The organism is Halobacterium sp. KA-4, assembly GCF_021028995.1.
In the GTDB taxonomy this organism is placed as follows: Archaea; Halobacteriota; Halobacteria; order Halobacteriales; family Halobacteriaceae; genus Halobacterium.
Map to the genome: position 1 here is coordinate 63531 of NZ_JAJJZG010000003.1, position 14013 is coordinate 77543.

15 protein-coding genes are annotated in these 14013 nt (G+C 66.9%); 8 read left to right on the forward strand and 7 right to left on the reverse strand.

Going from position 1 to position 14013, the window contains the following annotated elements; genetic code table 11:
* The first annotated feature begins 1 nt into the window (after position 1).
* Both gyrA and LPA44_RS04445 read left to right on the forward strand, forming a co-directional pair.
* Positions 2-2497, forward strand: a complete 2496-nt coding sequence (gene gyrA / locus LPA44_RS04440) for a DNA gyrase subunit A (RefSeq protein ID WP_230888388.1) — start codon at positions 2-4, stop codon at positions 2495-2497.
* 115 nt (positions 2498-2612) lie between these two features.
* Positions 2613-2774 carry a hypothetical protein gene (locus tag LPA44_RS04445; RefSeq protein ID WP_230888389.1) on the forward strand — a complete coding sequence of 54 codons (162 nt, stop codon included), beginning with the start codon at positions 2613-2615 and terminating at the stop codon, positions 2772-2774.
* A 7-nt stretch (positions 2775-2781) separates the two neighbouring features.
* Here the strand turns inward: LPA44_RS04445 and rocF are convergent, their stop codons facing one another.
* Positions 2782-3687: an arginase gene (rocF, locus tag LPA44_RS04450; protein WP_230888390.1), complete on the reverse strand. Its 906-nt coding sequence runs from the start codon at positions 3685-3687 to the stop codon at positions 2782-2784.
* Between the two features lie 196 nt (positions 3688-3883).
* Here rocF and LPA44_RS04455 point away from each other — a divergent pair, with 196 nt between their 5' ends.
* Positions 3884-4096, forward strand: coding sequence for a hypothetical protein (locus LPA44_RS04455; RefSeq protein ID WP_230888391.1), 213 nt, complete (start codon positions 3884-3886; stop codon positions 4094-4096).
* Between the two features lies 1 nt (position 4097).
* Here the strand turns inward: LPA44_RS04455 and LPA44_RS04460 are convergent, their stop codons facing one another.
* On the reverse strand, positions 4098-5021 hold the full coding sequence (locus LPA44_RS04460; RefSeq protein WP_230888392.1) for an NAD-dependent epimerase/dehydratase family protein: 924 nt from the start codon (positions 5019-5021) through the stop codon (positions 4098-4100).
* Between the two features lie 101 nt (positions 5022-5122).
* Here LPA44_RS04460 and LPA44_RS04465 point away from each other — a divergent pair, with 101 nt between their 5' ends.
* From LPA44_RS04465 to LPA44_RS04480, 4 genes are all read left to right on the forward strand, one after another.
* On the forward strand, positions 5123-5656 hold the full coding sequence (locus LPA44_RS04465; RefSeq protein WP_230888393.1) for an Rrf2 family transcriptional regulator: 534 nt from the start codon (positions 5123-5125) through the stop codon (positions 5654-5656).
* A 49-nt stretch (positions 5657-5705) separates the two neighbouring features.
* Complete coding sequence (locus LPA44_RS04470) at positions 5706-6875, forward strand: NAD(P)/FAD-dependent oxidoreductase (protein WP_230888394.1); 1170 nt, start codon at positions 5706-5708, stop codon at positions 6873-6875.
* A gap of 106 nt (positions 6876-6981) precedes the next feature.
* Positions 6982-7137: a hypothetical protein gene (locus LPA44_RS04475; RefSeq protein WP_230888395.1), complete on the forward strand. Its 156-nt coding sequence runs from the start codon at positions 6982-6984 to the stop codon at positions 7135-7137.
* A 7-nt stretch (positions 7138-7144) separates the two neighbouring features.
* On the forward strand, positions 7145-7672 hold the full coding sequence (locus tag LPA44_RS04480; protein ID WP_230888396.1) for a GrpB family protein: 528 nt from the start codon (positions 7145-7147) through the stop codon (positions 7670-7672).
* A gap of 12 nt (positions 7673-7684) precedes the next feature.
* Here the strand turns inward: LPA44_RS04480 and LPA44_RS04485 are convergent, their stop codons facing one another.
* On the reverse strand, positions 7685-8506 hold the full coding sequence (locus LPA44_RS04485) for a nucleoside phosphorylase (protein WP_230888397.1): 822 nt from the start codon (positions 8504-8506) through the stop codon (positions 7685-7687).
* Between the two features lie 85 nt (positions 8507-8591).
* Here LPA44_RS04485 and LPA44_RS04490 point away from each other — a divergent pair, with 85 nt between their 5' ends.
* On the forward strand, positions 8592-9500 hold the full coding sequence (locus LPA44_RS04490) for a DMT family transporter (protein ID WP_230888398.1): 909 nt from the start codon (positions 8592-8594) through the stop codon (positions 9498-9500).
* Here the strand turns inward: LPA44_RS04490 and cdd are convergent.
* Genes cdd through LPA44_RS04510 form a run of 4 tightly spaced genes read right to left on the reverse strand, consistent with a single transcriptional unit; the run spans position 9475 to position 13976 of the window.
* Positions 9475-9870, reverse strand: coding sequence for a cytidine deaminase (cdd, locus tag LPA44_RS04495; protein ID WP_230888399.1), 396 nt, complete (start codon positions 9868-9870; stop codon positions 9475-9477). The two genes, LPA44_RS04490 and cdd, sit on opposite strands and share 26 nt — an antisense overlap.
* A 44-nt stretch (positions 9871-9914) precedes the next feature.
* Positions 9915-11078, reverse strand: coding sequence for an ABC transporter permease (locus LPA44_RS04500; RefSeq protein WP_230888400.1), 1164 nt, complete (start codon positions 11076-11078; stop codon positions 9915-9917).
* Positions 11071-12408: an ABC transporter permease gene (locus LPA44_RS04505; RefSeq protein WP_230888401.1), complete on the reverse strand. Its 1338-nt coding sequence runs from the start codon at positions 12406-12408 to the stop codon at positions 11071-11073. The genes LPA44_RS04500 and LPA44_RS04505 overlap by 8 nt, the downstream gene beginning before the upstream one ends.
* On the reverse strand, positions 12405-13976 hold the full coding sequence (locus tag LPA44_RS04510; protein WP_230888402.1) for an ABC transporter ATP-binding protein: 1572 nt from the start codon (positions 13974-13976) through the stop codon (positions 12405-12407). Before LPA44_RS04510 ends, LPA44_RS04505 begins: the two co-directional genes overlap by 4 nt.
* Positions 13977-14013: the final 37 nt, after the last annotated feature.

Genomic DNA, 14013 nt, shown 5'->3' on the forward strand with positions numbered 1-14013 from the left:
CATGAGTTCAGAAGCACCAGACGTACCCGACGACGTCGCGGACCGCGTGAAGAACGTCCGCGTCGACGAGGAGATGGAACAGTCGTACATCGACTACGCGATGAGCGTCATCGCGGGCCGCGCGCTCCCGGACGTCCGGGACGGCCTCAAGCCAGTCCACCGCCGCATCCTCTACGCGATGCACGAGGCGGGCATCTCCAGTGGCTCCAGCCACCGGAAGTCCTCGAACATCGTCGGGGACACGATGGGCGACTACCACCCGCACGGCGACTCCGCCATCTACGACGCGCTCGTGCGGATGGCCCAGGACTTCTCGATGCGCCACCCCCTCGTAGACGGCCAGGGGAATTTCGGCAGCGTCGACGGAGACCCGGCCGCGGCGATGCGGTACACGGAAGCCCGCATGTCCCCCATCGCGGAGGAGCTGCTGACGGACATCGAGAAGGACACCGTCGACTTCCAATCGAACTACGACGACCGCCTGGAGGAGCCGACGGTGCTGCCGTCGGCGTACCCGAACCTACTCGTCAACGGTTCGTCGGGGATTGCGGTCGGGATGTCGACGAACGTCCCGCCACACAACCTCGGTGAGGTCGTGGACGCGACCATCCACCTCATCGACAACCCCGACTGCACGGTCGTGGACCTGATGGACCACGTGAAGGGGCCGGACTTCCCGACCGCGGGGAACATCGTCGGGCGCTCGGACGTCAAGCAGGCCTACCAGACGGGGCGTGGCCGCGTCCGGATGCGCGCCGAGTACCACGTCGAGGAAGGAGATTCGAGTGACAGCATCGTCATCACCGAACTCCCCTACCAGCAGAACAAGTCGAAGCTCGTCGAGCGCATCGCGGACGACGTCCGCGACGGCGACCTCGACGGCGTGCGCGACCTCCGCGACGAGTCCGACCGGAACGGCATCCGCATCGTCGTCGAACTCAAGCGGAACGCAAACACGGACGTGGTGGAGAACCACCTGCTGGAGTCCCACCTCGAGCGCACGTTCGGCGTCATCAACCTCGCGCTCGTGGACGGCCAGCCGAAGGTTCTCACGCTCAAGGAGATGCTCGAGGAGTACGTCGCCCACCGCAAGGAAGTGGTGCGGCGGCGCTCCGAGCACGACCTCGCGGAAGCCGAGGACCGCGCGCACATCCTCGAAGGTCGCCTGAAGGCCTTAGAGCAGGCCGACGACGTGGTCGAGACCATCCAGAACGCCGAGGACCGCGACGACGCCAAAGAAGCCCTTAAGGACGACTTCGGGTTCACGCAGGCGCAGGCCGACCACATCGTCCGGATGCAACTCGGCAGCCTCACGTCGATGGAGGCCGCCGAAATCGAGTCCGAGTACGAGGACGTCACTGCGCGCATCGAGCGCCTCGAGGAGATTCTGGGCAGCGAGGAGGAACTCCTCTCGGTCATCAAGGGCGGACTCCGCGACATCAAAGAGCAGTACGCCGACGAGCGCCGCACGTCGTTCATCGAGGACACGGGCACGGTCACCGACGAGGACCTCATCCCCGAGGAGGACGTCGTGGTCGTGCTCTCCGAGAGCGACTACATCAAGCGCGTGCCCGCGGACACCTTCGACGCCCAGCACCGCGGCGGCAAGGGCATCATCGGCACGGACCTCAAGGACGAGGACCGCGTCTCCGCGGTGTTCACCGCGAGCACCCACGACTACCTGCTCTGCTTCACGAACCAGGGGCAGGTCTACCGCCTGAAAGTCCACCAGGTGCCCGAGATGTCCCGCACGGCGCGGGGCACCTCCGCCGTAAACATTCTCGACCTCGACGACGACGAGGAGATTTCCGCGGTCGTCACCGCCGACGACCTCGACTTCGAATCAGACGAGGAGTACCTCACGATGGCGACCCGCCACGGCTACGTGAAGCGCACGACCGTCGGTGAATTCGAGAACATCCGCTCGACGGGCATCATCGCCATCAGCCTCGAGGACGGCGACGAGCTCGCCGACGTCGAGGTCACGGACGGCAGCCACGACGTCGTGCTCGGCAGCGAGCACGGGATGGCGATTCGCTTCGACGAGACGGACGTCCGCGCGATGGGTCGCAACGCCCGCGGCGTCCGTGGGATGGACCTCGAAGGCGACGACCGGGTTGCGGGCCTCGCGCCGGTCGAACCCGACGACGAGCGCACCCTCCTGACAGTCACCGAGTACGGCTACGGGAAGCGCACGCCGCTGACGGAGTACCGCAAGCAGTCCCGGAATGGCAAGGGCCTCGTGGACATCAAGACCGGGGAACGCAACGGCAACGTCGTCTCCCTGGACACGGTCAGCGACGAGGACAACCTCGTCGCGATGAGTGAGGGCGGCCAGATTATCCGGCTCCCCGTCGACGAGGTGTCGACGGTCGGCCGGAATACGAAGGGCGTGAAAGTGATGGACGTCGAGGAAGGCGACGAGGTCGCCGACGTCTCCGTCTACCGCCCCAGCGAGGACGGTGACGAAGAAAACGAGAGCGAAGACGACGAGTAGCCGTCAGGTAACTCTTTTCGCGGATTCCCGGCAACTGGGAGCGGTTGCGACTCCGTAGGAACCACCCCGGGGGATTGTCCCGCCAGCCGGTCAACGACTAGGTAGGTGAACGACGATGGCTGTCGCCGAACGCGAACGAGAGCTGTTCGGACAGGAACTCGAACCAATCGACAGGGTGCTCGCAGGCGCTGCGGTGGCGTTCGGCGCACTCGGTCATGCCGCGCTCGCAGCGGCGGGTGCGGGGCTCGCGTACGCAGTGTTGACCGCCGCGCTCTGACGCCGCCTCAGAGGATTCGCTTGCCGAGCGCGCTCGCGGCCAGTTCCGCGGCGATGTCAGCGGTCCGGTTCGACTCGTCCAGAATCGGGTTCACTTCGACGACCTCCAGCGAGCGGAGGAGGTCCTCTTCTGCGTCCCGCTGTGCAATCGCTTCGAGCGCCGCGTGGGCTTCCCGGTAGGTCGCGCCGCCACGTACCGGCGTCCCGACGCCGGGTGCTTCGTCTGGGTCGAGCCAGTCGACGTCCAGCGAGACGTGCACGCCGTCGGTGCCCGCAGTCACGATGTCGAGGGCTTCGTCGACGACGCTGGTGACGCCGCGCTCGTCGATGTCGCTCATCGTGAACGCGGTCATCTCGCTCTCCTGGATGGCTTCGCGCTCGGAGGGGTCAAGGTTCCGGAGGCCGACGAGCGCGACGTTTTCCTCGCGGAGGCCGGCGGCGTTCGCCCACTCCGTGTCCGCGAACTCGCCGCGGCCCAGCGCCGCCGCAAGGGGCATCCCGTGGACATTCCCACTCGGGGATGTTGCGGGCGTGTTGAAGTCGCCGTGGGCGTCCAGCCAGAGCGCGCCGATTTCGGCGTCCCGCGCGCTCCCCGACAGCGACCCGATGGCGACCGCGTGGTCCCCGCCGAGCACAAGCGGGAACGCGCCGTCCGCGAGCGTGTCCGCGACCTCGTCGGCGAGCCGGGCGGTGACGTCCTCGATTTCTTCGAGGAACTTCGCGCGCCCGTCGCTGGGCTCGCGCTCCTCCGCCCGGGGGACGAGCAAGTCGCCGGTGTCGACGGCGTCGACGCCCGCCGCGTCGAGTTCCGCAGCGAGGTCGGCGTAGCGAATCGCCGACGGCCCCATGTCGACGCCGCGCCGGTCCGAGCCGTAGTCCATCGGTGCGCCGATGACGTGGACGTTTTTGGCCATGCGCGCAAGTACGGCGAGCGACCCTTAGTGCGTGCGGTTCCGCGACGGCGAAGCGCCTTTTACAGACCACTCCCGGGAGCGGTGCGTGTGCCCTCCAAACGACGCCAACTCCGGTACCTCGGGTTCCGCTTGCTCGGCTGGCTAGCGTGGGCTGCCGCTGACCGAGAACCCGTGGCACGACCGCACGTACGGAGACTTGAAGCGACTACAGCCCACGGAGGCGGCGGTGTTGCTCGTCCCGCTGGCCTGCTACACAGTCGTGGCTGCGTGGGTGTACGTCTACTTCCCGCGAGAACTCGTGCCGCTGGCGGGGTCGGCGTACGCGACGGATGCCTTCCTCGGCGGGACGCTCGTCGCGTCGACGTTCGTCATGAATCGGGTTCTCGAACGCGACCTCGAACGCCGGTAACTCAATCGTCGCGGTACGGTTCGACGACGCGCTCGACGCCCTCCTCGAAGGAAATCTGGGGCTCCCAGCCCGTTGCTTCCTTGATTTTAGAGATATCCGCGCACGTGTCGTGGACGTAGTTCTCCAGCGGAATCGGCTCGTACTCAGGTTCGACGTCCGTGCCGAGGGCGTCGTTGATGAGCTCGACCATCTCGTTGAACGAGTACGCCTCGCCCGTTCCGAGATTGTAGACGCCCGCGAGTTCCTCTTCGCCAGTTCGGACGAGCCCGCGCACGATGTCGTCGACATGCGTGAAGTCCCGGGTCTGGGTGCCGTCGCCCCACAGCACGGGCGACTCGCCGTTTGCAATCTTCTCGGTGAATTGGGAAACGGTGTTGGCGTACTCGCCCTTGTGGGCCTCGTTGCCGCCGTAGCCCTGGTACACCGAGAAGAAGCGCATCCCGGCGCACGAGATGTCGTCGTAGAAGTTGTTGTAGTACTCCGCGTAGCGCTCGCGGCCGAGCATCGACGCGTCGTAGCCGGTCGCGGCCTCCAGGTCCATGTCCTCGGGGCTCGGTTCGGTGCGGCTACCGTACGCCGACGACGTCGACGCGTAGACGATAGTGTCGCAGCCGTCGTCGTGAGCCTGTTCGACGACGTTGACGAACCCCTCGATGTTGACGCGAGCTCCCTCGCGGGGGTTCTCTTCGAGCATCTGTCGGCTGGAGAGCGCGGCGAGGTGGTAGACGACGTCGACGCCTCCGGTCGGCAGGTCGTCGTCGAGCACGTCCGCTTCGACGTACTCAACATCCTCGGAGAGGTTCTCGGGCGTCCCGAGGAAGCCGTTGTCGAGCGCGATAACGTCGTTGTCCGCGGCGAGGTGGTTCGCGAGGTTCGACCCGATGAACCCCGCGCCACCGGTGACGAGAACGCGGTTTCCGTCCATGCGCGTGAATTGGCGGTCGTGCCGTAAAACCTACCGCTTCGCCGCCCGCAGGTGGTCTCCCCATCGGGGGATTTATGGAAAACACCGGCCAAAGAAGTCGTATGTCATCGATTGAACTGACCTCCAGTCAGAAGACGATACTGCGCGCGCTCGTCGACCTCTACACCGAGCGCGAGCAGGCCGTCAAGGGCGAGGACATCGCCGAGGAGGTCGACCGCAACCCGGGCACCATCCGGAACCAGATGCAGAGCCTAAAAGCGCTTCAGCTCGTCGAGGGCGTCCCCGGGCCGAAGGGCGGCTACAAGCCGACCGTCAACGCCTACGAAGCGCTGGAAATCCAGAAGCTGGACACGACCGCTGAGGTCCCCGTACGCCACGAGGGCGAACTCCTCGAAGACGCGAACGTCGAGGAGATCGGCCTGACGAGCGTCCACCACCCCGAACTCTGCCGAGCCGAAATCCACCTCCGCGGTTCCATCCGGGAGTTCCACGAGGGCGACAGCGTCACCGTCGGGCCGACGCCGCTGTCGAAGCTCGTCATCGAGGGCACGCTGGACGGCAAAGACGACACCGCGAACATTCTCATCCTGAAGATCGACTCGATGGAAGCGCCCGCCGAAGAACCCGAGCACTAACGCGCGGCGTTTCAAAGCCTTTGTATCACCGGGTCACGCAGGCTTCCGTATGACAAACAGAGTCGTCGTTCTCGGTGCCGGCTACGCTGGCGCTGGTGCCGTGTCGAAGCTCGAAGACGAACTTGACCCCGACACGGAACTTGTCTGGGTATCCGAGACCGACTACCACCTTGTCCTCCACGAATCCCACCGCATCATCCGCGACCCGGGCGTCGAGGATAAGATTACGATTCCCGTCGAGGACATCAAGTCCCGCGGGACGCGGTTCGTCCACGACGAAGTCGTCGACATCGACACCGACGACCGCACCGTCGAACTGGACGAAGGCGACGCCGTCGACTACGACTACCTCCTCGTCGGCATCGGCTCCGAGACCGCGACCTACGGCATCGAGGGGATGGGCGAACACCCCCACACGCTGAAGGGACTCGACGACGCCCTCGAAATTCACGAGGACGTCAAGGCCGCCGCGAAGGAAGCCACCCGCGAGGACCCCGCACAGGTTGTCGTCGGCGGCGCGGGCCTCTCGGGCATCCAGAGCGCGGGCGAACTCGCGGAGTTCCGCGACCGCCACAACGCGCCCATCGACGTCACGCTCGTGGAGGCGCTGCCCGAAATCTTCCCGCCGGGCGACAGCGAGATTCAGGGCGCGCTCCGCCACCGCCTCGAAGAGCGCGGCATCGATATTCTCACCGACGACCCCATCACCGCGGCGACCGAGGACAGCCTCGAATTCGACGAGCGCGACGACCTCTCCTACGACGTGTTCCTCTGGACGGGCGGCGTCACCGGCCCCAGCGAACTCTCCGAGGTCGACCTCGAAGCCGAGCACAACCGCCTGCAGGCGGGCTCGAATCTCCAGACGGAGGACGACCGTGTGTTCGCGGTCGGGGACTGCTCGCTAATCGAACAGGGCGACGACGAGGTCGCGCCGCCGACCGCGCAAGCCGCCTGGCAGGCCGCCGACGTCGCCGCCGAGAACATCTCGCGCGCCATCGACGACCGCCCGCTGCGCACGTGGACGTACGACGACCAGGGGACGCTGGTCTCCATCGGCGAAACCGCCATCGCGCACGACGTCGAAGTGAACGGCTTCGCCGCGCCGGTCCGCACGTTCAACGGCACGCCCGCGAAGATGCTGAAGAAAGGCGCGGCCGCGCGCTGGATCGCGAAGATTACGTCGTGGTCCCGTGCGATGAAGGCCTGGGACGCGCTCTAACCGCAGTAATTCCCTTGTTTTCCGAACGCTGACTACCGCAGCCCCGGAGCCGATATTCTCGAAGTCTCGCCGAACGTTGAAGGTGGACGCTGGCCTCAGTACAAGTATGGCTGCCCAACTGGTCTGGTACGGGTTCGTCCTCCTCGTCGCCATTACTGTCATCGCCATCGGGTCGTACATCGGGACGATGCGCGCGCTCGACCGCTTCCACGCTGGCAAAGATAGCATCTTCCTCTCCGGCGACACGAGAGGCGACGAGTAACAGTCGGATGGTCGGACTCTCCCGCAACGCCGTCGCGCTCGAACTGCACGACCCGTCGTGGCACGACGCCTACCGCGAGGAAGCCGAGCGGCTGCGCAACCTCGTCGGTGAGTACGTCGAGGCAGTCGAACACGTCGGCAGCACCGCCATCAAGGGGATTCCCGCGAAACCGATTGTCGACGTGCTGGTCGTCGTCAGCGATGGAAAGACCGACGCGATGGCCGCCTCGTTGGACGCGAACGGCTACGAGCGGCGGCCGAACGACGACGTGCCCGACCGGGTCTTCCTCGTGCGCGGACCGCCGGACTGTCGAACACACTACCTCTCGCTGGTCGAAGTGGACAGTAATTGCCACCGCGAACAGGTGGCGTTGCGCGACTACCTCCGGGAGTATCCAGACGTGGCAGCGGCGTATGCGTCGCTGAAGCGTGACCTGGCCGCAATGTATCCGGAGAATCGGGAAGTGTACACCGCGGAGAAGAGTGCGTTCGTCGAAGACGTACTCGACCGCGCGCTGCCCGAGTACGCGCCCTGACTGCGCTGTATCCTACTTCAGGCTCATGCCGGCGTGCCACTGGTCGACGCCGGCCTCTGCCTTCTTTTCGTCCATTTTCGCGAGCAGGTGGACCGCCAGGCTTGCCGTCTCGGCGGCGTTGGACTCGCCCTCGGTGAGGAACTCGCCGGTCTCGCGGTTCGCGAACACCGAACAGACGGCGCCCGCGCGGAGGCCGTAGACGTTCGCGAGCGTGAGGATGGCCGACGCTTCCATCTCGACGTTGGCGACGTTCGCGTCCTTGAGTTCCTGGATGAGGTCGTCGCTGCCGGCGGCCTCGAAGCCTTCGAAGCCGGGGCGGCCCTGGCCCGCGTAGAAGGAGTCCGAACTCATCGTGAGGCCGACGTGGTAGTCGTGGCCGAGGCGTTCGGCGGCGGCGACGAGCGCGGAGACGACCTCGGTGTCCGCGACCGCGGGGTAGTCCTCGCGGACGTACTCGTCGCTGGTACCCTCTTGGCGGACCGCGCCGCGCGTGATGACGAGGTCGCCGGGTTCCATGTCTGCCTGGAGCGCGCCGCAGGAGCCGACGCGGATGAACGTGTCCACGCCGATGCGCGCGAGTTCCTCGACGGCGATGGCGGCCGACGGCGACCCGATGCCGGTGGAGGTCACTGAGATGGGCGTGCCGTCGTAACTGCCGGTGGCAGTCCGGTACTCGCGGTGGTGGGCGACTTCGTCGTGGTCGTCCCACAGCGGCGTGATTTTGTCGAGGCGCTCGGGGTTGCCGGGGAGCAACACTGCGTCCGCGACGTCCCCCGGGGAGAGTTCGACGTGATACTGGACCTCGTCGTTGGGGTCCTCGCTGTCGCCGGGCATGCTGCTGGCTTCGCCGGCGACGGGCAAAGTGTCTTCGTGTTTCCGGAAGCCGAACGCACTTCGCGCCGGGATCCGTTCGTCCGCCGTGCACCGGAGTCGCGTCGCGCTGTTGTTCGGGATTGTCGCGGTCGCGTGGGGCGGGTCGTACGTTGCCATCGACGTCGGCCTGCGGGAGTTGCCGGCGCTGTTGTTCGCGGCGTACCGACTGGAGACCGCCGCCGTGGTCGCGCTCCCGGCGGCGTACGTCGTCTGCGACCGCTTCCTCCCACAGACTCGTAGGGAGGTCACCAGCGCCGCGGTCAACGGCTTGACGGTGGCGGCGCTCACGAACGCGTTTCTGTTCGTCGGCCAGCAGTACACCACGGGTGGCGTCGCCTCGGTGTTGTTCTCCACAAATCCCGTCATCGCGGCTGGGCTGGCGGCCGCGGTGTCGCCCTCCGAGCGCCTCGACGGCGTTGAGTTGGTCGGACTGGTGGTCGGCCTCGCGGGCGTCGCCATCGTCGTGCGGCCGTCGCCTGGCGCGCTGGCCGCCGGCACGACCGGGAAACTGTTGTTGCTCGCGGGCGCGACGAGCATCGCGCTGGGGAGCGTCGTCGTCGACCGACTGGGTAGCGACCTCGACGCGCTCGCGGAGACCGCGTGGGGGCTGTCGTTCGGCGCGGTTCTCCTCCACACCGGCAGCCTGGCCGCGGGCGAACCGCAGTCGGTGCCGGCGTCGATGTCGCTGCTCAGTGCCATCGCGTACACGGGCGTCATTTCGACGGCGCTGGCGTACCCGCTGTACTTCGAACTCGTGGGTGCCGTCGGACCGGTGCGCGCGAACCTCGTCTCCTACGTCGTCCCAATCGTCACCGCAGTCTCCAGTTGGGTGATTCTCGGGCAGACAATCGGGCCGGTGACCGCGGCGGGCTTCGTAGTCATCGCGACGGGGTTTATCCTGCTGAACCGGCGTGTATTGCGCTCGTTCGTCACTTCCCGAGCATCTCGGGCGTAATGGTGTCCGGAATGAGTTCGCCGATGGTGTAGCGCTCGAACCCGTCGCCAGTGTCACAGAGCACGGGCACGTCGTCATCGCAGAACTCCGCGAGCGTCTGCCGGCACATCCCACACGGCGTGACGGCGTCCCGGGCTTCGGAGGTGACGACAACCTTCGCGAAGTCGCGGTGGCCGTCGCGGACCGCCGACCCGACGGCAACCTCCTCGGCGTGGAGGCTGTTCGAGAAGTTCGCGTTCTCGACGTTCGTGCCGACGTACACCTCGCCGTCAGCGGTCTCGATTGCTGCGCCGACCGGGTACTCAGAGTACGGCACGTAGGCTTCCTTCAGGGCGTCACGAGCAGCAGCGAGAAGTTCGTCGTTGTCCATATCCGTACTTCGAACAGCCGCGACAAAAAGCCGCCGCGTTCGGCCTACTCGTCCTCGCCAGACTCGTAGTGCTCACCGCCCGCCGACGGGATACGCGTGCGGCCGAACAGCGCGAGCACGACGATGACCGTGACGTACGGGATGGTGCGCACGAGCTCCGTGGGCACTTGGAAGACGTCACGGGCTTGCAGCGTGAGCTGGGTGGCGTCAAGACCCGCGAACAACATCGTGGAGGCCAGCGCCCCCACAGGGTTGTAGTTCCCGAAGAGATACGCCACGATGGCGATAAACCCCTTGCCGTTGACCATCGTCGGGCCGTTGCCCGTGAATTGGCCGACGCCGAGCGCGAGCGCAGCGCCGCCGACGCCCGCGAGCACGCCCGACAGTAGGACGGCGGCGTACCGGACGCGGTGGACGTTCACGCCCGCGGTGTCCAGCGCCTTCGGGTTCTCGCCGCTGGCTTCGACCCAGCGCCCGAACGCGGTGCGGTGGAGCGTGTACCACGACAGCGCGACCGCCAGCAGCATCAGGTAGACGGGAGGACTGGCGTCGAACAGCGCGCCGAAGAACGGGATGTCGACGGGCGCGACGCCGACGACCGGCATCGGGGCCGTGACGGCGTCCGAGAGCACCGGAATCCCCATGTCCGGGAGCGTCGGAAACGTGTCGACGCTGGTGGAGTTCTTCGAGCCGTAGATGACCGACGAGAGGAACGGCGCGAGGCCGAGCGCGATGAGCCAGACCGCGAGGCCGGCGATAATCTGGTCGGCACGGAATTCGATGCAGACGATGGCAAACAGCCCCGCCAGCAGCGTGCTCGCAAGGACGCCGCCGATCAGCCCGTACCAGACGCTCCCGGTCACGTCGGTCGCCCAGATGCCGACGAACGCGGAGATGATGAGCAAGCCTTCGAGGCCGATGTTGATGACGCCGCTCTTCTCGGCGAAGATGCCGCCAAGCGCGGCGAACGCGATGGGGACCGAGAGCCGCAGCGTCGCGGCCAGCGTGGAGTCGGCCGTGAGCACGGCGAACAGGCGGCCGGCGTCCGACTGCGGCGCAAGGAGGCCGGCGGCGACGAGGCCGACGGCAGCCAACAGCACGATGCCGATGACCGCCTGCTGGAGGCGGCCCCGCCCGACGAACAGCCGGTCGTAGGTACTGAAGACGGCGCTGCGAGCGGTTCCGACGACACGACGGTCGTCACTCATCGCTCCCACCTCCGGAACCGCCGTCGGTGGCAACTGGCTCGCCCGGCCGGCCGAACGAACCGAACTTCTGTCCGATCATCCGGAAGAACTCCGGCATGGCGACGAACAGGATGATGAGCCCGCGGAGCACGCCGACCAGCGTCGGCGGGACGTCCGAGCCGACCTGCACGACGATGGAGCCGCTCTTGAGCACGCCGAAGAGGAACGCCGCGAGGCCGACGCCGAGCGGGTTGTTCCCGGCGAGGATGGAGACGGTGATGCCGTCGAAGCCGTAGTCCGGGACGCCGGTCTGGAAGTTCCCGAGCACCATCAGCACGTAGACGGCACCGCCGATGCCGGCGAGCGCGCCAGACAGCGTCATGCTGGAGACGATGGTACGGTCGGCGTCGACGCCCCCGTACTCGGCGGCGTCCGGCTGGAGGCCGCTGGTGCGGAGGTCGTAGCCGAACGGCGTGTGCTGGAGCAGATACCAGATGCCGACGAGCACGACGACCGCGAACGCGAACGCGAGCAGGGAGACATCGTCCCGGGCGCGGAACAGCCACGACGGGAACAGCGCGACGTCCGGGAGGTTCACCGTCTGGTTGGCGAAGCTCTCGGGGTCCTTAAAGTACTTCTCACGAGAGACGAGGAACAGCGCGATAGACGTCGCGACGAAGTTCAGCATGATAGTGGTGATGACCTCGTTGGCGTCCGCGTACGCTTTCAACGCACCCGGGACCGCCGCGTACGCGCCGCCCGCGACGCCGCCGAGCAGGAGGCCCAGCGGGAGCAACACGATAGTCGCGAGCACGCCGAGGCCGGCCAGTGGCGGCGCGACGTACGTGAGCACGACGCCCGTGGTGAGCGCGCCGACGACGAGCTGGCCCTGCACACCGATGTTGAAGATGTCCGCACGGAACGCCACCGCGACGGCGACGCCCGTGAACATCAGAATCGTGGTCTCAGCGATGGTGGTAGCGAACTGGCTGTTCAGCGGGTTGTTCAGGACGTCCCCGAGCGCGCCGAGGAACAGCAGGTCGTACACCGCGAACGGGTCGTAACAGAACCCCATCGCGAAGACGGCCTGCGACGGCCACAGGCCACCGGGGAGGACGCTCTTGACGACGCCGGGCACGAGACCCGGGAGCGTGGTCGTGACGAACTTCCCGGGGACGGCGATGGTGTAGGCGGCGCTGGCGCAGTCGGTCATCCGGCCGGCGCCGAGGATGATGAGCGCGCCGATGAACACCGACAGCAGGAGCGCGGACGTGCTGATGAGGAAGCGCTCGAACGCGGAGGCACGGACGAGCCGCCCGAGCAGGTCGTGGGCGCGCTCGGAGAAACTCACTGCGCCACCCCCTCCGCGTCGCGCTCGCTGCGTGGCTCGTAGCCCTCGGGGTACTCGCCGGCCATCAGCAGGCCGAGTTCTTCCTCGTCGATTTCGTCGGGGTCGACGACCGCCATCACGTCGCCGTCGTGCATGACGGCGAGGCGGTCCGAGAGCCCCTGCACTTCGTCGAGCTTCGAGGAGACCAGCAGGACGCCCCGGCCCTCGTCGCGGAGTTCGAGCAGACGGTCGTGGATGAACTCCTGGGAGCCGATATCGACGCCGCGCGTCGGGTGCGTGGCGACGACGAGGCGCGGGTCGCGCTCGAACTCGCGACCGACGATGAACTTCTGCTGATTACCGCCGGAGAGCGCGACAGCTTCCGTGTCGGCGTCCGGCGGCCGCACGTCGTACTCCTCGACGATGTCCTCGGCGTGCGTCCGGGAGGCGTCCCAGTCGATGGTGCCGCCGGACGCGAACGGCGCGCCGTGCTGGCTGCCGAGGATGCCGTTTTCCACGAGGTCGAAATCCATCACGAGCCCGCGCTCCTGACGGTCCTCGGGGATGTACGCCATCCCGCTGTCGATGCGGTCGCGCCGGGGGGCATCAGTAACGTCGCGGCCGTCGAACTCGACGGACCCGGCTTCGGGGTCGCGCAGGCCCGTGACTGCTTCCACGAGTTCGGCCTGCCCGTTACCGTCCACGCCCGCGACGCCGAACACTTCGCCCTCGCGCACGACGAACGAGACGTCCGTGACGGCGGGCACCTCACGGTCGTCGAGCACGGAGAGTGCGTCCACGTCGAGGACGGTGTCGCCGACGTCCGGCGGCGTCGATTCGACGTCAAGGACGACTTCGCGTCCGACCATCAGTTCCGCGAGTTCCTCGCGGGTGGTCTCGTCGGCGTCGACGGTGCCGACGTTCTTCCCGTCCCGGAGGACGGTGACGTCGTCGGCGGCGTGCATCGCCTCGCCGAGCTTGTGCGTGATGAAGATGACCGTCTTCCCCTGGTCGGTGAGCTCGTCAAGGACGTCGAAGAGGTCCTCGACCTCCTGGGGCGTGAGCACGGCGGTCGGCTCGTCGAGGATGAGCACGTCCGCGCCACGGTACAGCGCCTTCAGAATCTCGACGCGCTGCTGGACGCCGACGCTGACGTCGGCAATGGTCTTGTCGGGGTCGACGTCGAACCCATAGCGCTCGCTGAGCTCGACGACGTCGCGACGCGCCGCCTCGCGGTCGACCGCGAGGCCGCCCCACTTACGGGGCTCGTTGCCGAGCGCGATGTTCTCCGCCACCGTCATCGTGTCCACGAGCATGAAGTGCTGGTGAATCATCCCGATGCCGGCGTCGATGGCGTCCCGGGGGGAGGCGAAGTCGCGCTCCTCGCCGTCGACGACGATACGGCCCGAGTCCGGCTGGTAGAGACCGTAGAGGACGTTCATCAGGGTTGTCTTTCCGGCGCCGTTCTCGCCGAGCAGCGCGTGCACGGAGCCGCGCTCGACGGGCAAGTCGACGTTGTCGTTTGCGACGACGCCCGGGAATCGTTTCGTGATGTCTTCGAGTCGGACGGCCGTATCCGTTTGCGTCATTGCGTGCAGAATGTAATTGTGAGCGAGCGAAACCCCG